This is a genomic window from Rhodococcus sp. NPDC003382, from assembly GCF_053589135.1.
The window spans coordinates 36,441-54,584 of sequence record NZ_JBSFRH010000023.1; the positions used below are offsets into that span (position 1 = coordinate 36,441).

The following is an 18,144-nucleotide window of genomic DNA, read 5'->3' on the forward strand; positions in this document are numbered from 1 at the left end:
TGACGCTCAGAGGTGACGGGTGGTGTCGATACCCAGCGACATGCCGGCCAGGCCGCGGCGCCGCACCGCGAGCTTCTCGGCGATCTCGCGCAGCGCCGTTCCGGCGGCGGAATCCGGGGCACTGAGCACGATCGGGGTTCCGGCGTCGCCGGCCTCCCGGATCGCCGGGTCGAGCGGAATCTGCCCCAGCAGGGGGACCTGCGCGCCGACCGCGCGGGTGAGCCGTTCGGAGACGGCCTGGCCGCCGCCGGTGCCGAAGACGTCCATGCGGGTGCCGTCGGGCAGTTCGAGCCACGACATGTTCTCCACGACACCGGCGATGCGCTGACGGGTCTGCAGCGCGATCGACCCGGCCCGCTCGGCGACCTCCGCAGCGGCCTGCTGCGGGGTGGTGACGACGAGGATCTCGGCGCCCGGGATCAACTGGGCCACGGAGATCGCAACGTCACCGGTGCCGGGCGGCAGGTCGAGCAGCAGCACGTCCAGGTCGCCCCAGAACACGTCGGCGAGGAACTGCTGCAGCGCGCGGTGCAGCATCGGCCCGCGCCACACGACCGGAGTGTTGCCCTGCGTGAACTGGGCGATGGAGATCATCTTCACGTCGTGCGCGATCGGCGGCATGATCATGCGCTCGACCTGCGTGGGCTTGGCGTCGGTGCCGAGCATGCGCGGGATCGAGTGACCGTAGATGTCGGCGTCGAGGACGCCCACGGACAGACCGCGCGCGGCCATCGCGGCCGCGAGGTTGACCGTGACCGACGACTTGCCGACCCCGCCCTTGCCGGACGCGACCGCGTAGACGCGGGTCAGCGATCCGGGCTGGGCGAACGGGATGACCGGTTCGGTGGAGTCCCCGCGCAGCGACTTGCGCAGTTCGGTGCGCTGTTCGTCGTTCATCACGTCGAGGGTCACGTCGACGGCACCGACCCCGGCGACGTCGGCGACGGCCTTGGTGACGCGTTCGGTGATCTCGGTGCGCAGCGGGCACCCGGCGGTGGTGAGGTAGACGGCGACGGCGACGTTTCCGTCGGCGTCGATGTCGATGCTCTTGACCATCCCGAGTTCGGTGATGGGTTTGCGGATCTCCGGATCCTGCACCCGGGAGAGGGCACTGCGGATTTCGGATTCACTCACTGCCATGGCGCCCATCGTAGGCGGGTACGGATCAGTGGATGCGCGGCAGGTCGACGGGGCTGGGCTCGATGCCGGTCGAATAGGCCGCGGACCAGGCCAGGACGTTCGCGACGTAGGCCATCGAATTGTTGTAGCGGTGGATGGCCTTGGTGGCCTGTGCGACGTTGCGCATGTCGAGGCCGCCGTCGCACAGGTACTTGGCGGTCGTCAGGGTGGAGTCGAACAGGTTCTGCGGATCGGCGACGCCGTCGCCGTTGCCGTCGCCCGCGTACTGGTTCCAGGTGGTGGGGATGAACTGCATCGGGCCGACCGCGCGGTCGTAGACGGTGTCGCCGTCGAGGGCGCCGCCGTCGGTGTCGTAGATGGTGGCCTGGCCGGGCAGGCTGCCGTTGAGGGGAAGCCCGATGACGGGATCGAAGAGCTTGCCGTCGTCGGAGGCGCGTCCGCCGTTGGCGTGGCCCGATTCGACACGGCCGATGCCCGCGAGCAGCGTCCAGTACATGCCGCAGCCGGGGTTCTCGGCAGCGAGGATGCGTTCGGCGTTCTGGTAGGCGGCGAAGTTCACCGCGGGGATCCCGAGCGGCCCCTGCTGCCGGACGACGGATGCGGCCGGTTCCGGTTCGGGTGCCGGCGCGGCCTTCGGGGCGGGTGCGGCGGCGGGTTCCGGCGCGACCATCAGGTCGGCGACCGGCGCGACGGACCGGACGACCTCGGCGGGAGTCGTGTCGGCGGCAGCGGTTTCGGCCTCGGCGGAGCCGGCGGTCTGGTGGATACCGAGGAAGCTCTTCGAGGTCGCGCCCGCGGTGGCGGCGGCCGCGGTGACCAGGCCCACCGGTACGAGTCCTGTTACTGCGATGACGGAATTTCGTCGCAACTTGGAGGTCGTAACTTTGTTGTGCCGGCCCACTCGCTACCTTCCCTCGGGCACCCTTTCGAGATGCCTCCGTTATCTGGCCGACCGACGATAACACGGGCTGAGATTGTTCCGTTATTCAAACGTGATGTAACAGGGTGCGCTGCGCGCCCGTGTGCCTTTATGGCGGCTGGGGCCGCCACAAAGACACACCGCTACTGCTGGCAGAGCGCGGGAACCAGGCAGGGGATTTCCGGCAGGGCCGGGGGAGCGGGAGCCGGAGCCTCCGGAGCAGGCGCGGCTTCGGCCGGGGCGGGCTCGGCGGCCGGCTCCTCCACGACGACCGGCTGGGATGCGACCGGCTGTGGTGCCACCGGCTCGGGGGCCGCGACATCCGCGGCGTCGGGAACCGGCCGGACGGTGGTCGTGGGCATCGGCGGCGGGGTGATCACGCCCGGCGACGTGGCCGCACCCTTCTCGTACGCAGCCGACCACGCCTCGACGTTCACCCGGTATTCCGGGCGGGGGTCGAACAGTGCGATCGCCCGGGCGCGGCCCTCCGGCTCCCGCAGGTTCGCCTCGTTCGCGCACATCCAGTGGCCCGCCGCGAGGGACTGGTCGAACACGTTCTGCGGATCGGTGCGTCCGTCGGCGTTGCCGTCCATCGCGTACTGCTCCCACACCGCCGCCGGCAGTTGCATCGGGCCGAGTTCACCGTTCGGCGACACCTTCGGGGTGCTCAGGGTGCCGAGCACATCGGTACGGCCGCCCTCGGCGTGCCCGGATTCGAGCCGCCCGACCGCCGCGAGCAGATTCCACGGCAGCCCGCACCCGGGCGTGTCGATCTGCAACTGCATCTCCGCAGCGCGATACGCGTAGTAGACGAGTTCGGGCACCGCGAGCGGACCCTCCGCCGCGAGCACGGGGGACGGCTGGCCGGGTGGGACCGTGACATCGGGCGGGAACTGCGCCAGCGGGTCGGTGGGAATGCCCGCGGGGGCGGCCGCCGGGCCGCGTGGCGGGGTACCCGGCGCGGGAGTGCCCGGGACGATCCCCACGGCCCCGGCCGTGGTCGTCACGGCTTCCTCGGCCGCGGCAGCCGGTTCGGTCAACGGTGCTGCCGACGACGAGGCGGCCGCATATCCCGCCGCGAGAATCACCGGCACCGCGATCAGACCCTGCCACCGCACACGACCACCCCTTGTATTGCGTTGCACAGCATTGCGTTGCACAGCATTGCGTTGCACAGCATTCCCCGCACAAGTCACGAACTCGGACCCCCACGCCGCCCGACCCGGCATGTCTGTGACGGAGATTACAGAACAGTCGAGCCGAGTGCTCGCTCGGGATGACGTCAGCGCCGCGCACCGGGTGGCGTCAGCGCCGCGCGCTGCGCGCCTTCGCCTGGCTCCCGGACCGGGCGGACTCGTCCTCGGTGTCGACGAGCAGGGCACGCAGGTCGTCCAGTTCGCGGCGCAGATAGTCGCGGGTCGCGACCTCGCCGACCGCGAGCCGCAGGGCGGCGAGTTCCCGTGCGAGGAACTCGGTATCCGCCTTCGTCTGCTCGGCCCGCGCGCGGTCCTCCTCCAGCGAGACCCGGTCGCGGTTCTCCTGACGGTTCTGTGCCAGCAGGATCAACGGTGCCGCGTACGCCGCCTGGGTCGAGAACGCCAGGTTGAGCAGGATGAACGGGTACGGATCCCACTTCAGGTCCACCGCGAGGATGTTCAGGGAGATCCACACCACGACGATGATCGTCTGGATCAGCAGATAGCGGCCGGTCCCGAGGAAGCGCGCGATCGACTCGCTGACCCGGCCGACGGCCTCCGCGTCGAAGTTGAGCCGGAACCGGGACGACCGCGGCGTGTCGAGACGCTGGCTGGCCAGAGTGGTGCGGTCACTCATCGTCGGTCTCCTCTTCACGCCAGTCCTCGGGCAGCAGGTGATCGAGCACGTCGTCGACCGTGACCGCGCCGAGCAGATGCTGTTCGTCGTCGACCACCGGACCGCACACCAGGTTGTAGGTCGCGAAGTACCGGGTGACGGCCGTCAGGGAATCGCCGGGATCGAGCCGGGGCAGGTCGTTGTCGACGATGCCGCCGACCAGGCTCGCGGGCGGTTCGCGCAGCAACTGCTGCAGGTGCACGCAGCCGAGGTAGCGGCCCGTGGGGGTCGCGGTGGGGGGCCGCACGACGAACAGCATCGACGCCAGCGCCGGTGTCAGGTCCGGGTTGCGTGCCCGCGCAAGCGCCTCCGCAACCGTCGTGGCCGGGGTGAGCACGACCGGCTCCGGGGTCATCAGACCACCGGCGGTGTCGGGCGAGTGCTCGAGCAGGCGGCGCACCGGCTCCGAATCCTCGGGGTCCATCAACTGCAGCAGCGATTCGGCTTCGGTTTCGGGGAGCTCACCGAGCAGGTCGGCCGCGTCGTCCGGGTCCATCGCCTCGAGCACGTCGGCGGCGCGATCGACACCGAGGCTGGTGAGCAGCTCGGTCTGGTCGTCGGCGGGCAACTCCTGCACGACGTCGGCGAGGCGTTCGTCGTCCAGCGCGACCGCGACCTCGTTGCGTCTCTTCTCGGGCAGTTCCCGCAGTGCCAGCGCGACGTCCGCCGGGCGCATGTCCTCGAACTGCAGCAGCAGTTGCGAGACGCCCTGGCCGGGCATGGCCAGCGTTGCCGCGGTGAGCCCGGAGATGTGCTGCCACCGCACGACGTGGATCGCCGAGCGCCGGGCGAGCCGGCCCCGGTGCTGCCGTACCGCCACGCGCGTGACGAGCCAGTCGCGGGTGCGGGTCAGCTCGATGCCGAGATCCACGACGACCGCGTCGACCCCGGCGAGCTCGGGCAGTTCCGGGTCGTCGACCCGGACCTTCGAATCGAGCACCTGGGCGAGGGCGAGGATCTCGGTCGGGCGCTGTTTGAATCGGCGCAGACTGACGTTTCCGGTCGTGAGGGTCACCGCGCCCGGCTCGATCGCGGTGACGCGCAGCATCGGCACGAAGATCCGCCTCCGGGTGGGCAGCTCGACGACGAGGCCGATGACACGCGGCTGCTGGCGTCCCATCCGGATGGTGAGCACGACGTCGCGGACGCGACCGATCGATTCGCCGTCGGGTCCGAGAACGACCAGGCCCGCAAGCCTGGCCGCGAACACCTTGCTCACTGCTGCCAAGTGGTCACTCCCCACGAATTCGGTGCCGGACCAGCCAAGCATAAGAGCGGCCCCCGCCGGTCACGCCGCACCGCCCGGACCCGCGCCCCCGCCGTGAAATCCACGCCACAGACGGGTGGTCGTTCAGGGTTCGGTCACTGCTGACATGATGGCCGGGTCAGGGCGTGGGGGCGCCGAAACTGCAAACGGGAGGTCCGTCCAGCTCATGTCGTTCTCGTACAAGCCGCGTCGATCCGTACTCGCCGTCCCCGGAAGCAGCCGGAAGATGATCGAGAAGGCGAAGGGCCTGCCCGCCGACGAGATCTTCCTGGACCTCGAGGACGCGGTGTCGCCGCTGGCGAAGGAAGAGGCCCGCACGAACATCGTCGACGCGCTCAACGAGGACGGCTGGGGCGAGCAGCTCAAGGTCGTGCGCGTCAACGACTGGACCACCGACGCCACCTACCTCGACGTCACGTCCGTCGTCGGCGGCGCGGGCGCGCACCTCGACGCGATCCTGCTGCCCAAGGTGCCCGACGCGAGCCACGTCAAGGCCCTGGATCTGCTGCTCACACAGGTGGAGAAGGCACACGGCCTCGAGGTCGGCGCGATCGGTATCGAACCGCAGATCGAGAACGCCATCGGCCTGACCAACATCAACGAGATCGCGACGGCCAGCCCGCGGGTCCAGACGCTCGTGTTCGGTCCCGCCGACTTCATGGCCAGCATCAACATGCGCACCCTCGTCGTCGGCGAACAGCCCGACGGGTACGACCGCGGGGACGCCTACCACCACATCCTGATGACGATCCTCATGGCCGCCCGCGCCCACGGGCTGCAGGCCATCGACGGTCCCTACCTGCAGATTCGCGACGTCGAGGCGTTCCGCCGATCGGCGCAGCGCACCGCCGCCCTCGGTTTCGACGGCAAGTGGGTGCTGCACCCGAGCCAGATCGACGCGGCCAACGAGGTCTTCAGCCCCCGGCAGGAGGACTACGACAAGGCCGAGATGATCCTCGACGCCTACGAGTGGCACACCTCGGCCGCCGGCGGCGCGCGCGGCGCGGCGATGCTCGGGGACGAGATGATCGACGAGGCCAGCCGGAAGATGGCTCTGGTGATCTCCGCGAAGGGCCGCGCGGCGGGCATGACGCGCACCACGGTGTTCGACCCGCCGCAGTAGCCACGCGGGAGTCGTCAACCGGGCAGAATGGACACGTGCGCACAGCCGGAGCTGTGCGCCGCCCCCGACTGCGAAGCGACTCGCGTCGCCCCGCGAAAAGGAGTTCATGCCCATGACGAACCCTCTCGGACAGCCCGGCCGACCCGCCCCGGGTCTGCCGACCCCGCCGAGTGGTTGGCCGGTCGGCTCGTACGCGACCTACGCCGAGGCCCAGCACGCCGTCGACTACCTGTCCGACCAGAACTTCTCGGTTCAGGACGTCACGATCGTCGGTGTCGACCTCATGCAGGTCGAGCGCGTCACCGGCCGGTTGACGTGGCCGAAGGTCATCGGCGGGGGAATCGTGTCGGGTGCCTGGCTCGGCCTGTTCTTCGGTCTCCTGCTGGGAATCTTCTCGACCGATTTCCTCGGTCCGCTGCTCGTCGGCCTGGTCGGTGGCATCGTGTTCGGTCTGATCTCGGCGACCATCCCGTATGCCGCGACACGCGGCCAGCGGGACTTCTCGTCGACGATGCAGTTGGTCGCCGGCCGCTACGACGTGCTGTGCGAACCGAAGACCGCCGAACGGGCCCGCGACCTGCTCGCCAAGCTGGCCATTTAGGGCATGTCTCCCAATCCCCATTTCGGCGCACCAGTCGCCCAATCGCCGCCCTGCTGCGTTGTCGTCGGCGCCGATACAACCCCGGTATCGGCTTCTCCTCCGCCTTGCAGGACGACGATTGTTTCGCCAGGTGCATCCGAGAGGGATCAGGAGACACGCCCTGGACCGGCTCCCTGCGGGGCGGGATCGACGTAGTCTCGCCCCATGACGATCCTCGTGACCGGAGCCACGGGCAATGTGGGACGGCTGGTCGTCGACGAGCTCGTGCGCACCGGGACCGAACGGTCCGTTCCCCCGATCCGGGCGCTGACGGTGAACCCGGTTCGCGCCGCGCTGCCCGACGGGGTCGAGGTCGCGAAGGGATTCGTGGGCCGGCCGGAGTCCCTGGACGGTGTGTTCGACGACGTCGACGTCCTCTACCTGGCGCCGGTGCCGGCCGTGGCCGGTGCGGTCGCGCAGCTGGCCCGGGACGCCGGTGTGCGCAGGATCGTGACGCTGACCGGCGGGGAAGGCTCGGATTGGCACGGCATCGAGGCCGACGTCGAACGATCCGGACTGGCCTGCACGCATCTCGAGCCGGGGGAGTTCATGTCGAACGCCCTGATCTGGGCGGAACAGATCCGCACCACCGGCGAGGTGCGCGGTGCGTACCCGACGGCGGCGACCGCCCCGATCGCCCTCGAGGACATCGCGGCGGTCGCTGCCCGGGCACTGCTCGACGACGCCCATGCGGGCCGTACCTACGAGCTGACCGGCCCCGAGTCGCTCACCCACCCCGACATCGTCCGCGAGATCGGCCGGGTGCTCGGCCGTGAGGTGCCGTTCCGCGAGGTGAGCCGCGAAGAGGCGGAGACGTTGCTGCAGCGGTCGATGGGGAAGTACGCGGGCTGGTATCTCGACGGCAGAGCATCCATGATCGGTCGTCCGCAGCAGGTCACGCGGACCGTCGAGGACGTTCTCGGCCGACCGGCCACGACCTTCGCCCAGTGGGCGCACGCCCACGTCGACGAGTTCCGGTGACGCGGTGGCGGACGCAGACGTGGATCCCGAGGAGATCGCCGACGAGCTGTACGGCCTCGACCCGAACGACTTCGTCGCGGCCAGGGACGAATACGTCGCGCAGGCCCGCAAGGCAGGCGATCGGGACACGGCAGCGGCGATCGGCAGGCTGCGCAAACCGACGGTCGCGGCGTGGCTGGTGAATCTGCTCGCCCGCGACCGCGCCGACGAACTCGCCGCGCTGCTCGACCTCGGCGAGGCCCTGCGCAAGGCCCAACGCCGCCTGTCCGGCAGCGATCTGCGCAAGCTGTCGAACCAGCGTCGGCACGCGGTCGGGGCGCTCGAACGGGAGGCGGGCCGTCTGGCCGTCGCGCGCGGACGCCGGGTGAGCGAGGCGGCGCTGCGTGAGGTCGGGCAGACCCTCAACGCCGCTCTCGCCGACCCGGACATCGAGGAACGGGTGCGTGCCGGGCGGCTCGAAACCTCGCTCGAATACAGCGGATTCGGAGACACCGGTGCGGCTCCGCTGCACGTCGTCCGCGATCGGGCAAAGGACACCGCGACCGAGGAGTCCGAGGACGAGCAGGCGCGCGCCGCCGAGAAGGAGAAGGAGAAGGCCCGCGCGGCCGAACTGAAACGCGCGATCGCCGACGCGGAAGACGCCCACGCGGCGGTCGTCGAGGCCCGCGCCGCGACCGAACGAGCCGAGCAGGAACTCACTCGCCACGAGACGCGGGTGCGGGAGCTGCGCGAACAACTCCAGCACGCCGAAGAGCAGCGCGAGTTCGCGCGCAGTGCCGCCAAAGCCGCGGCGCAGGACGCGAAGGAGGCCGAGCGCGCGGCCTCGGCGGCGAATGCAGCGGTCAGCCGTCTGCGGGGTGAGTGACCGAAGCCCCGACGATCGACGCGGTGAATGCGAATCCGCCCACGCTGCAGCGTGGGCGGATTCCGAAACGCGTCGTGGATGGGAACGAGCCCGATGCGGGAGTCACGATCCGGGCGTCCGAATCGTCGAACAGACGACAGGACTATCGGACGGAGAAGCTCATGGACACCTCATACATCGCAATCACCGTCCTCGCCGCCGTCGCGATGGCGAGTGCCGCCACGCTGAGCCTGGTTCGGCACCGGCTCGTCGTGGCCGCAGCCGACGTCGTGGAGCTGCCCCGCTCGTGGGTGCCGCGACTGGGTGCGCTCCTGGGAGCGGGTGCGGTCGGGCTGATCGTGGGATTCGCGGTCCCCGTGCTCGGCGTGGTCACGGCGGTCGCTCTCGTGCTGTACTTCCTCGCCGCCGTCGGCGCCCACATACGGGTGCGCGACCACGATCCGGGGCGGCTCGCGAACGTCCTGACGTTCCTCGCCCTCGCGGTCGCTGCCCTCGTGTCGAGCGTGCTGTATCACGCCCCGTGGTGATCGGTGCCGGACCTACACGGGGAATTCCCGTTACGGGTGCTCCGGCGTACCCGCGAGATCGGTTCTGCCGGTAGTAGGGACCCGGCCGCCGGCGAGCCCGTCGACCACGGCCCATTCCGCGGCCAGCGCCGTCGCCTCGACCTCGTCCTCCTCGACGTCGGTGAGCGGCCGCGAGGGCGCCCGCACCGTGCCGAACACCAGGACCGCGGCGGCGGTCGCGGCGACCGCGGCGAGCCCGAACGCGGCGACGAAGGCGGACTGCTTCGCGAATCCGCCCGCGCCGACGAGCGTCGCGAGCAGCGTGGTGACCAGCGCGCTGCTCAGGGAACTGCCGACGGTCCGGGCGATCGAGTTGATGCTGTTGGCGACACCGGTCTCGTCGGGCCGGACCTCCGCGACGAGCAGCGCGGGCAGCGCCGCGTAGGCGAGGCTGACGAAGACCGAGACGAGGATGCCCGAGACGATGATGTGCCAGCTCCGGTCGTGCAGCACGGCGATGAGCACGAACCCGGCCGTGCCGATCACGCAGGACACCCCGAGGACCAACTTGGCGGTGAAGCGATGAACCAGACGGCCCGCCAGTGCCGCGGCGATCACCCCGACCAGCGCGCCCGGCAGCATGTACACGGTGGTCGCCTCGAGCACCGTCGCGCCGAATCCGTAGCCCGCGGCCGGCGGTGTCTGGACGAAGTACGACGTCGCGAGGAAGTTCACGAACATCGAGACCCCGACGAGCAGTGCCGCCAGGTGCAGCACGAGCACGGGCCGGTGGGTGAGCATGCGCGGCGGGACGAGCGGTTCGTCGACGTGTCGTTCGAACGCGAACCAGCCGGCGAGCACGATCAGGCCGCCGGCCGCGCACAGCAGCGTCGCCGGTGAACCCCAGCCCCACGTGCCGCCCTCCGACAGCGCCAGCAGCGCGAGGGCCAGTCCGATCGACAGCATTACCGCCCCGGCCCAGTCGATCCGGCCGTGCGCCGCGGCAGTGCGCTTCGGGACGACGGCGAACGTCATCACCAGCCCGGCCAGGTTGAACAGCACCAACAGCCAGAACACCCGCCGGTAATCGGTGTCGCCCGACACGGTCGTGCCGGTGAGAACCATGCCGATCGCCCCGCCGACGCCCATCGTTCCGGACAGCAGTCCCATCGCGCCGACGAGCCGATCCGGGGCGATCTCGTCGCGGAGCACCGCGATGCCCACGGGGAACAACGCGAACGACGCGCCCTGGAGCACGCGGCCGACGACGAGCAGCGCGAACGAATCGGTGACGGCGCACAGCAGAGACCCGGCCAGCACCACCCACAGGATTCCGAGGAGGATCGAGCGTTTGCCGCGCAGGTCGGCGAGCCGCCCGAGAACCGGGGTCGCGACCGCCGCGGCCAGGAGGTTCGCGGTGAGCAGCCAGCCGGACGCGGTCGTGCTCACGCCGAGTTGTGCGCGGATGGTGCCGACGATGGGCACCACGACCGTCTGCATCACCGCGACGGTGGTGACGACGAGACACAGTGCGGGCAACAACAGCCGGGTACGCAACGTGTCCGATCTCGCCATCAGCCGACCGTAGCAGTGACGAACCACGACAGCGTGCGAGCGACCGGCACGCGGGACACAGGGGTGCGAAGGTGAGTCGGTGACGCCCCGCATCTTCACGAACCGCGAGCTCGGCCGCGCGACCCTCGCGCGCCAGCACCTGCTGCGCCGCAGCGACCTCGGGCCGCTGCCGATGATCGAGCACCTGCTGGGTCTGCAGGCGCAGGCACCCCTCCCGCCCTATCTCGCGCTGTGGAGCCGGATCCGGCGATTCGAACCCGAGTCCCTCTCCGACCTCCTCGCCGCCCGCGCGGTCGTGCGGATCGTGCTCATGCGCGGCACGATCTTCGCGGTCTCGGCGGCCGATGCGGCCGTGCTGCGTCCGTGGGTGCAGCCGCTGCTCGACCGCGACCTGGACACCAACACCGCCTATTCCGCCGCGCTGGCCGGGGTGGATCGTGACGCGCTCGCCGCAGCCGGACGCGAACTGGTCCGCGACGTGCCGCGCAGTCAGCAGGAACTGCAACCGCTGCTCGCCGAACGGTTCCCGGGCCGCGATCCGAAAGCCCTCGCGCACGGGGTGCGCGGACTCGTGCCGATGGTCCAGGTGCCGCCGCGCGGTCTGTGGGGCAGGTCCGGGCAGCCGCGGCTGGCCGTGCTCGACGAGTGGACCGGTCACCCGCCGGTCGCACCGGACCCGGAGTCGCTGCTGCTGCGCTACCTCGGGGCGTTCGGGCCCGCGAGCGTGCGGGACGCGCAGGCGTGGTGCGGGCTCACCCGGCTCGACGAGGTCTTCGAGCGGCTGCGGCCGCGGCTCGAGGTCTTCCGCGACGAGCGCGGCGTCGAACTGTTCGACCTGCCCGACGCACCGCGCCCCGATCCCGCGACCCCCGCCCCGGCGCGCATCCTCGCGCCCTACGACAACGTGCTGCTCTCGCATGCCGACCGGTCGCGGCTGATCTCGGACGAGAACCGGCGCCGCATCATGACGCAGAACGGCATCGTCAAGCCGGCCGTGCTCGTCGGCGGGACCGTCTCGGGTATCGCCGACCTGAGGATTACGAAACATGCTGCGGCACTGGATATCACACCGTGGCGCAGGCTCACGGCCGCGAACCGGTCCGCGCTCGAAGCGGAAGGGCTGCGGCTGCTGGACTTCGCGGCCCCGGCGACCGCCGACCACCGGGTGCGATTCGTCGACGACGACCGCTGACCCGCCACCCGGGACGAATGCCGCGCGCGGCGTACATTGCAGGGGTGACCGACGCTGTACTCCCTGCAGTCCGTGCCCACCTCACCGAGCATGTCGCCGGTGCGTCCGGTGCCGACCCGGAATCGGCATCGGTGACGTTCCTGGGTCTCGAACCCATCGAGGTGCTGCGGTTCCGGTCGACGGACTCCGGGGTCACCCGGTTCGTCACGCTCGGCTGTTCGCGGCATCCCATGGGCGATCCCACGGCGATGGTCGCCGATCCCACCCGCGGCCCGCGCGCCGAGCTGGTCCTGAGCCTGCGGAATGCGGAGGGCATCACCGCCGGTGTTCACCGCACCCTCGCGATCCTCGCGGCGCTGCCCGCCGTCGAAGGTGTCGTCCTGACCGACGACGCACTGCTCGATCTCGGTGAACCACTGTGGGAGAACGCGCCGTTCACCGCGGTGCTGCTCGGACCCAGCGACATTCCCGACCTGGAGCTGCCCGAACCCGCCGATCCGGTCCGGTTCTTCGACGCCGTACCGCTCACCGGCACCGAGGCCGCGTGGAAGCGGTTGCGCGGCGCCGGTGCGCTGCGCGACGCATGGACCGAAGCCGGCATCGACGTGCGCGACCCGAACCGGGGCCAGCCGCGGATGTGACGCGATCCACTCCTGCTGCCTGATGTGATCCGGGTCGCCCCTGCTCTACAGTCGCGTCCATCCGATCACCACGGGAGGCACGGATGGACAAGGACGTCGTCGTCGTCATCGGCGTAGGCGGCATGGGACTGGCGATCGCCCGCCGCCTCGGCAGCGGCCGGAAGGTGCTGCTCGCCGATTTCGCCGAGACCACGCTCGCGGCAGCGACTGCGACACTGCGCGGCGAGGGCCACGACGTCACCGAACGGACAGTCGATGTCTCCGAACGCGATTCGGTCGTCGCCCTCGCGGACGCCGCCGCCGGACTCGGGCGCGTCACCCACATCGCGCACACCGCGGGGCTCTCGCCCGTGCAGGCGTCCACCGAGGCCATCCTGCGCGTCGACCTGCTCGGTGTCGCCCTGGTCCTGGACGAGTTCGCGCGCGTCGTCGCGTCCGGCGGTGCGGGTGTCGTCATCGCCAGCATGGCGGGGCACATGTCCGGCGGGCTGCCCGCCGACCAGGAGAAGGCGCTCGCGACCACCCCGACCGGCGAACTGCTCGACCTGCCGTTCCTCGCACCGGAAACGCTGGGGCATCCGGCGATGGCCTACGTGGTCGCCAAGCGCGCGAACGCTCTGCGCGTGCAGGCGGCGGCCGCCGCGTGGGGCGCGCGGGGTGCCCGCATCAACTCGATCAGCCCCGGCGTGATCTCCACCCCGATGGGCCAGGAGGAACTCGCCGGCGAGTCCGGCGCGAACATGCGCGCGTTGGTCGAGATGTCCGCGACCGGTCGCCTCGGCACGCCCGACGACATCGCCGCCGCGGTCGCGTTCCTCCTCGATCCGCAGGCCGGTTTCGTCACCGGCACCGATCTGCTCGTCGACGGCGGTGCCGTCGCCGCGGTGCGTGCTGTCGGGTGGGCCGGCTGACGCCGGGCGCGGCCGGGCCGACCGAATCCGGTTATTTCGGCGTGATCACCCCGACCGGACCGCCCCCGAAACACACGGTCGGTCCGGTCGCGGGGGAGCGCACCTGCAGGCCGTTGCCACCGCCCGGCACCCGGACGTAGACGGTGCCCGGACCGGACCCGACCGAAACCTGCGTGGGGTCGACGCCCGGGAACCCGACCTCGATCCGCCCGGGCTGCGACGCGAAATAGTTCAGCTGCACGGTCCAGTCCAGTTCCATCATCGGGCCGTCCAGCGGCAGCGCGACGGTTGTGCCGGGCGAGAGCAGGTACCCGCAGTCCGGCTCGGGTCCCGGCGGCACCCACCGCACGGCGAACAGGGCTCCTTCGACGAGCGCGCCGGAGTCGTCCAGCACGGCCGGATTCTCGGCGCTGTCGGTGATCTCGGCGCGACCGGGCAGCGCGGAGAACACCGATCCGATGAGATTGTGCGGATGCGTGACCGGCAGCAGCACCCACACCGACACCGGGTGGTCCAGGATCGGCACGTCCGGGTGGGCGGTGAGCGCGACCCGGGCAGTGGCGAGATAGTCGCCGGTCGGATTGTCCACCCAGCTCCGCGTGAACGTCACCGTCGACCACAGCGAACCGGCCGTGAACGCGACCGCGCAGATCGCCGCGACGACAGGGGAGATGCGGGCCGGTGCACCCCGTGCGGGAGCGCGCAGCACCAGGGCGGCCGCGATCGCACCGATCACCGCCGAGTCCGCGAAGTAGCGCAGGGTCTGCGCCAGTTCGTAGGTGGTCTCGGCACCGAACCGGGTGCTGATCATCGCCGCCAGGGAGGCGAGCACGTAGGCGGCGGCCGCGGCCCACACCCATCCCGTCCGCCGGCGTCGCCGCACGCTCCACACCAGCGCCGCGATCACCGCCGCCCAGCTCACGACGACCAGCACGATCGGCGGCGTCGCCCACGGCGGGCTCGGGTTCCAGCGTTCCCACTGCCACGGTCCGCCGAGCAACGTCGGCACCAACCCGTACGACAGCCCGTGATGCGTCAGCCCGGACACCATCGCGAGATCGGCTATCCCGAAACGGGATTCGACGAACGTGAGATAGCACGCGGCCCACCCGGTGAGCAGCGCCGCCGAGGCTATCCACAGCACCCGCCCGCGTCGCGCCGCGAGCCGCACCGGCCGGGCGCGCCCGTCGACCCGGTACGCGAGCGCGACGGTCGCGAACGCGACGAACGGCCCCAGGATCGACTTCTCGAAGAACAGCAGGGCGATCGCGGTGACCACGGTCGCGGACACCGCGTAGCGGCGCCGGCCGGTGCGGGCCAGCAGCAGCGCGTCCCCCGCGACCCACGCCAGCGCCGCCTGCAACGGCAGCGCGTTGAGTCCCGCCGCCCACCACGCGAACGCCGGCAGCGTCAGCGGTGCGAACAGGTAGAACAGCAGCGGTCCCCACAGGACCCGGCGTGGGCCGAGCAACAGCCACAACACCCGCAGCACCGCGAGCGACGCCACCGCCTGCCCGACCACCAGCGACACCGCGGCGGGCCACCACTGCAGGGGCGCCACCGCGTCGGCGAGCGCGGCCGCGGCGAATGCGCCCGGCATGAGATGGCCGTCGTGGTCGTGCAGCAGCAGCTCCGCGGACCACAGCGGATAGGTTCCCGCGCGGCCGATCAGGATCAGGTCGTCCCAGTAGAGTTCGCCGACCGCGGCGACGGCCGCGCGGATCGCCACCTGCACCGCGACGAGCGCGAACCCGACCCCGAGGACCAGGCGCACACGATCCCGCCGGTCCGTGGGCACCGTGGAGGAACGGTCGAGAAGTGCTGTTCTCACAGCCACTTGTTGCGCCGGAACGTCAGGAACAGGGCGACGGTGCTCACCACGATCACCCCGACGACCAGGTAGTAGCCGTATTCCCAGTGCAGTTCGGGCATCCGGTCGAAGTTCATGCCGTAGATGCCGGCGATCATCGTCGGGACGGCCGCGATCGCGACCCACGCCGAGATGCGCCGCATGTCGGTGTTCTGTTGCACGGTGACTTTCGCGATCGCGGCGTCGAGCAGGGTGCTGAGCGTTTCGTCGAACGTCGCGATGCGTTCGGCGACGGTGGTGTGGTGGTCGGCGACGTCCCGGAAGTAGCGGCGCACGTCCTTCGGGATCGGGTGGCCCTGTCCTCGGGTGAGCTGCTGCAGCGGCGTGGCGAGCGGGACCACCGCGCGGCGCAGTTCCACGATCTCGCGCTTGAGCAGATAGATCTGTTCGACGGCGATGCGGGTGCTGGGCGTGAACACGAGTTCCTCGAGGTCGTCGACGTCCGGCTCGACCAGGGTGGTCACCGCCAGATAGCTGTCCACCACGTAGTCGGCGACGGCGTGCAGCACCGACGCGGGCCCGAGCGCGAGCCGGCCGGGTGACTGCTCCAGCCGGTGCCGGACGTCGGACAGCCCGGAATGGTCGCCGTGCCGCACGCTCACCACGAAGTCGGGGCCGGTGAAGATCATGATCTCGCCGGTCTCGACGATCTCGTTGGTGGTCGTCACCGATTCGTGCTCGACGTAGTTGACGGTGCGCAGCACCAGGAACAGCACGTCGTCGTACCGCTCGAGCTTGGGCCGCTGGTGCGCGTGCACCGCGTCCTCGACCATCAGCTCGTGCAGGCCGAACGTCCGGGCGACGCTCGTCATCTGGTGTTCGTCGGGTTCGTGCAGTCCCAGCCAGACGAAGCCCTCGCCGCGGCTGCGCACCTCGGCGAGCGCGTCCGAGTGCGTGTACCGGCCGGGCAGGCGCCTGCCGTCGATGTAGACCGCGCAGTCGACGACGGCCTCTTCGGCGGGGACGGGGACGGCTCGGGAGTCGGCGTCGCGGCGGGACGGCAGGTTCGGCATCGGTTCCCTTCCGCGCGGCAGCTCGGCCCGGCCATGCTAACCCGCCCGCGGACGCCGCCCGGGGCGTTGCCTCGAGCTGTGTGCGGCCGGCGCCTGACAAACTGGAGGGGTGCGCATCGATCTGCATTCCCATTCGACGGCCTCCGACGGAACGGACACGCCGGCGGACCTGGTCCGTGCCGCCGCGACGGCGGGGCTGGACGTCGTTGCGCTCACCGATCACGACACGACCGCGGGCTGGGACGAGGCGGTCGCGGCGCTGCCGTCCCGGATGACACTGGTGCGCGGGATGGAGATGTCGTGCACCGGCCGCGGTGAGGACGGGCATCCGGTCGCGGTGCATCTGCTCGCGTACCTGTTCGATCCAGCCGACCCGGTGTTCGCAGCGGAACGGGAACGACTCCGTACCGAGCGGGTCGGGCGGATCCGTGCGATGGCGTACCGGATGGCCGAGGACGGCCTGCTGCCGGATCCGGAGAGCGTCGTCGAGGCGGCGGGGCCCGTGGCGGGACGCCCCCACCTCGCGCGGGCGCTGGTCGAGGCCGGGGTGGTTCCGACGGTCGGTGCGGCCTTCACCGATCTGCTGTCGCCGCGGGGCCGCTACTACGTGCCCAAGGACGACACCGCCCTCGAGGATGCGGTGCGCATGGTGACGGCGGCCGGGGGAGTGACGGTGCTCGCGCACGCCCGCGCGCGGGCGCGCGGCAGGTTGCTGGCGCTCGACCACGTCGAGGAACTCGTCGACCACGGGCTCGGCGGGCTCGAGGCCGAGCATCCCGATCACGACGCCGCGGACGTGCGGCTGATGCGGGACATGGCGGCGAACCTCGGGCTGTTCGTCACCGGGTCGTCGGACTACCACGGCGCGAACAAGGACATCGGCATCGGCCGGTTCACGACGCACCCGGCGGCGCTCGAGGAACTGATCGCACGGACCTCGGGTGTCGAGGTGGTCGTCGGATGAGTGCGTGGGGTCGGCGGGGCCGCGAGTCGTACGGGGACGACTACGACGATCGGTACTACGCCGCGGGCAATGACGACACCGAGTACTACGACGATGAGTACTACGACCATCAGTACTACGACGCGTCGGATTCGCCGACGGAGGTGTTCGATCGTGCCGGCCGGCGGGACAACGTCGCCGTGCGCGCGGTGCGGACGCTGTCCGGACTGGTGTGCGGCGCGGTCGTGATACTCGCCTTGGTCGTGGGCGGCGCCCAGTACCTCGCCGGGAATCGGGGAGTGCCGGGGCCGGGCGTCGAATCCGTGGCGGCTCACGTGGTGGCCGCGATCGTCGTGATCGCGGCTCAGATATCCGCGGATCGCCGTCGCGGGCTGTCCGCTCTACCCGGTTCCGCTGTGGTGTTTGTCACTGCGGCTTTCCTGATGTTCACGCAGTGGTGGGGATGACGCCCCGTATCTTCCCTGCTACCCGTGAGTAATTCGTCCGTTACGTGGACAAGACCCCCGGTTTCGTCGAAACTCACAGGTGGGACGCTCGAAAAGTGAGAGCTTCGCAATGTGTGGCGATTTGATTGTTCCGTTGTGAAGGTGGCAAACTTGCGTCCAATCCGGCGCCGGAGATACCCCCCGACGCCGGACGATGGCAGACCCCTGTACAAGGGCTCG

The 18,144-nt window shown here is 70.6% G+C and carries 18 protein-coding genes; 10 read left to right on the plus strand and 8 right to left on the minus strand.

Going from position 1 to position 18,144, the window contains the following annotated elements; all coding sequences use genetic code 11:
* Nucleotides 1-6: 6 nt before the first annotated feature.
* From ACWDUD_RS16815 to ACWDUD_RS16835, 5 genes are all read right to left on the minus strand, one after another.
* Nucleotides 7-1,140 (minus strand): Mrp/NBP35 family ATP-binding protein, encoded by a 1,134-nt coding sequence (locus ACWDUD_RS16815; protein ID WP_450110025.1) that lies wholly within the window; start codon nucleotides 1,138-1,140, stop codon nucleotides 7-9.
* A 25-nt stretch (nucleotides 1,141-1,165) separates the two neighbouring features.
* Nucleotides 1,166-2,041, minus strand: a complete 876-nt coding sequence (locus tag ACWDUD_RS16820) for a lytic transglycosylase domain-containing protein (protein WP_450110026.1) — start codon at nucleotides 2,039-2,041, stop codon at nucleotides 1,166-1,168.
* A gap of 161 nt (nucleotides 2,042-2,202) precedes the next feature.
* Nucleotides 2,203-3,177, minus strand: coding sequence for a hypothetical protein (locus ACWDUD_RS16825; RefSeq protein WP_450110027.1), 975 nt, complete (start codon nucleotides 3,175-3,177; stop codon nucleotides 2,203-2,205).
* Between the two features lie 187 nt (nucleotides 3,178-3,364).
* Nucleotides 3,365-3,892, minus strand: coding sequence for a DUF1003 domain-containing protein (locus tag ACWDUD_RS16830; protein ID WP_197250212.1), 528 nt, complete (start codon nucleotides 3,890-3,892; stop codon nucleotides 3,365-3,367).
* Complete coding sequence (locus ACWDUD_RS16835; RefSeq protein ID WP_197250213.1) at nucleotides 3,885-5,159, minus strand: magnesium transporter MgtE N-terminal domain-containing protein; 1,275 nt, start codon at nucleotides 5,157-5,159, stop codon at nucleotides 3,885-3,887. Before ACWDUD_RS16835 ends, ACWDUD_RS16830 begins: the two co-directional genes overlap by 8 nt.
* Nucleotides 5,160-5,364: 205 nt before the next feature.
* Between ACWDUD_RS16835 and ACWDUD_RS16840 the strand changes: the two genes are divergently transcribed.
* From ACWDUD_RS16840 to ACWDUD_RS16860, 5 genes are all read left to right on the plus strand, one after another.
* The gene (locus ACWDUD_RS16840) at nucleotides 5,365-6,321 is read left to right on the plus strand and encodes an HpcH/HpaI aldolase/citrate lyase family protein (protein WP_450110028.1); all 957 of its coding nucleotides are present in this window, start codon (nucleotides 5,365-5,367) and stop codon (nucleotides 6,319-6,321) included.
* Between the two features lie 112 nt (nucleotides 6,322-6,433).
* Complete coding sequence (locus ACWDUD_RS16845) at nucleotides 6,434-6,922, plus strand: general stress protein (protein WP_450110029.1); 489 nt, start codon at nucleotides 6,434-6,436, stop codon at nucleotides 6,920-6,922.
* A 204-nt stretch (nucleotides 6,923-7,126) separates the two neighbouring features.
* Nucleotides 7,127-7,942 carry an NAD(P)H-binding protein gene (locus ACWDUD_RS16850; protein WP_450110030.1) on the plus strand — a complete coding sequence of 272 codons (816 nt, stop codon included), beginning with the start codon at nucleotides 7,127-7,129 and terminating at the stop codon, nucleotides 7,940-7,942.
* 4 nt (nucleotides 7,943-7,946) lie between these two features.
* Nucleotides 7,947-8,807: a hypothetical protein gene (locus ACWDUD_RS16855; RefSeq protein WP_450110031.1), complete on the plus strand. Its 861-nt coding sequence runs from the start codon at nucleotides 7,947-7,949 to the stop codon at nucleotides 8,805-8,807.
* A gap of 161 nt (nucleotides 8,808-8,968) precedes the next feature.
* Entirely contained in the window at nucleotides 8,969-9,334 is a 366-nt protein-coding gene (locus ACWDUD_RS16860; RefSeq protein ID WP_450110032.1) for a DoxX family protein, read from the plus strand.
* A gap of 30 nt (nucleotides 9,335-9,364) precedes the next feature.
* Here the strand turns inward: ACWDUD_RS16860 and ACWDUD_RS16865 are convergent, their stop codons facing one another.
* A complete protein-coding gene (locus ACWDUD_RS16865; protein WP_450110033.1) occupies nucleotides 9,365-10,888 on the minus strand; it encodes an MFS transporter in 1,524 nt (507 codons plus the stop codon).
* A 79-nt stretch (nucleotides 10,889-10,967) separates the two neighbouring features.
* Here ACWDUD_RS16865 and ACWDUD_RS16870 point away from each other — a divergent pair, with 79 nt between their 5' ends.
* The 3 genes from ACWDUD_RS16870 (at nucleotide 10,968) to ACWDUD_RS16880 (ending at nucleotide 13,632) form a co-directional block, all read left to right on the plus strand.
* Complete coding sequence (locus ACWDUD_RS16870; RefSeq protein ID WP_450110034.1) at nucleotides 10,968-12,080, plus strand: winged helix DNA-binding domain-containing protein; 1,113 nt, start codon at nucleotides 10,968-10,970, stop codon at nucleotides 12,078-12,080.
* Nucleotides 12,081-12,124: 44 nt separating this feature from the next.
* Entirely contained in the window at nucleotides 12,125-12,721 is a 597-nt protein-coding gene (locus ACWDUD_RS16875; protein ID WP_197257415.1) for a suppressor of fused domain protein, read from the plus strand.
* Nucleotides 12,722-12,804: 83 nt separating this feature from the next.
* Nucleotides 12,805-13,632, plus strand: a complete 828-nt coding sequence (locus ACWDUD_RS16880) for an SDR family oxidoreductase (RefSeq protein WP_450110035.1) — start codon at nucleotides 12,805-12,807, stop codon at nucleotides 13,630-13,632.
* 31 nt (nucleotides 13,633-13,663) lie between these two features.
* On the opposite strand, the gene ACWDUD_RS16885 is transcribed toward ACWDUD_RS16880, so the two are convergent.
* Together ACWDUD_RS16885 and ACWDUD_RS16890 are read right to left on the minus strand one after the other, a co-directional pair.
* On the minus strand, nucleotides 13,664-15,469 hold the full coding sequence (locus ACWDUD_RS16885; RefSeq protein WP_450110036.1) for a hypothetical protein: 1,806 nt from the start codon (nucleotides 15,467-15,469) through the stop codon (nucleotides 13,664-13,666).
* Nucleotides 15,460-16,515 (minus strand): magnesium and cobalt transport protein CorA, encoded by a 1,056-nt coding sequence (locus ACWDUD_RS16890; RefSeq protein ID WP_248674315.1) that lies wholly within the window; start codon nucleotides 16,513-16,515, stop codon nucleotides 15,460-15,462. Before ACWDUD_RS16890 ends, ACWDUD_RS16885 begins: the two co-directional genes overlap by 10 nt.
* A gap of 109 nt (nucleotides 16,516-16,624) precedes the next feature.
* On the opposite strand from ACWDUD_RS16890, the gene ACWDUD_RS16895 reads away from it, so the two are divergent.
* Together ACWDUD_RS16895 and ACWDUD_RS16900 are read left to right on the plus strand one after the other, a co-directional pair.
* Nucleotides 16,625-17,479: a PHP domain-containing protein gene (locus ACWDUD_RS16895; RefSeq protein WP_197257407.1), complete on the plus strand. Its 855-nt coding sequence runs from the start codon at nucleotides 16,625-16,627 to the stop codon at nucleotides 17,477-17,479.
* Complete coding sequence (locus ACWDUD_RS16900; RefSeq protein WP_450110037.1) at nucleotides 17,476-17,925, plus strand: hypothetical protein; 450 nt, start codon at nucleotides 17,476-17,478, stop codon at nucleotides 17,923-17,925. Before ACWDUD_RS16895 ends, ACWDUD_RS16900 begins: the two co-directional genes overlap by 4 nt.
* Nucleotides 17,926-18,144: the final 219 nt, after the last annotated feature.

Bases quoted from the DNA above. Each gene is read 5' to 3' on its own strand.
- ACWDUD_RS16815 (WP_450110025.1), bottom strand. From the start codon at position 1,140: ATGGCAGTGAGTGAATCCGAAATCCGCAGTGCCCTCTCCCGGGTGCAG.
- ACWDUD_RS16830 (WP_197250212.1), bottom strand. From the start codon at position 3,892: ATGAGTGACCGCACCACTCTGGCCAGCCAGCGTCTCGACACGCCGCGG.
- ACWDUD_RS16840 (WP_450110028.1), top strand. From the start codon at position 5,365: ATGTCGTTCTCGTACAAGCCGCGTCGATCCGTACTCGCCGTCCCCGGA.
- ACWDUD_RS16845 (WP_450110029.1), top strand. From the start codon at position 6,434: ATGACGAACCCTCTCGGACAGCCCGGCCGACCCGCCCCGGGTCTGCCG.
- ACWDUD_RS16850 (WP_450110030.1), top strand. From the start codon at position 7,127: ATGACGATCCTCGTGACCGGAGCCACGGGCAATGTGGGACGGCTGGTC.
- ACWDUD_RS16860 (WP_450110032.1), top strand. From the start codon at position 8,969: ATGGACACCTCATACATCGCAATCACCGTCCTCGCCGCCGTCGCGATG.
- ACWDUD_RS16865 (WP_450110033.1), bottom strand. From the start codon at position 10,888: ATGGCGAGATCGGACACGTTGCGTACCCGGCTGTTGTTGCCCGCACTG.
- ACWDUD_RS16880 (WP_450110035.1), top strand. From the start codon at position 12,805: ATGGACAAGGACGTCGTCGTCGTCATCGGCGTAGGCGGCATGGGACTG.
- ACWDUD_RS16890 (WP_248674315.1), bottom strand. From the start codon at position 16,515: ATGCCGAACCTGCCGTCCCGCCGCGACGCCGACTCCCGAGCCGTCCCC.
- ACWDUD_RS16900 (WP_450110037.1), top strand. From the start codon at position 17,476: ATGAGTGCGTGGGGTCGGCGGGGCCGCGAGTCGTACGGGGACGACTAC.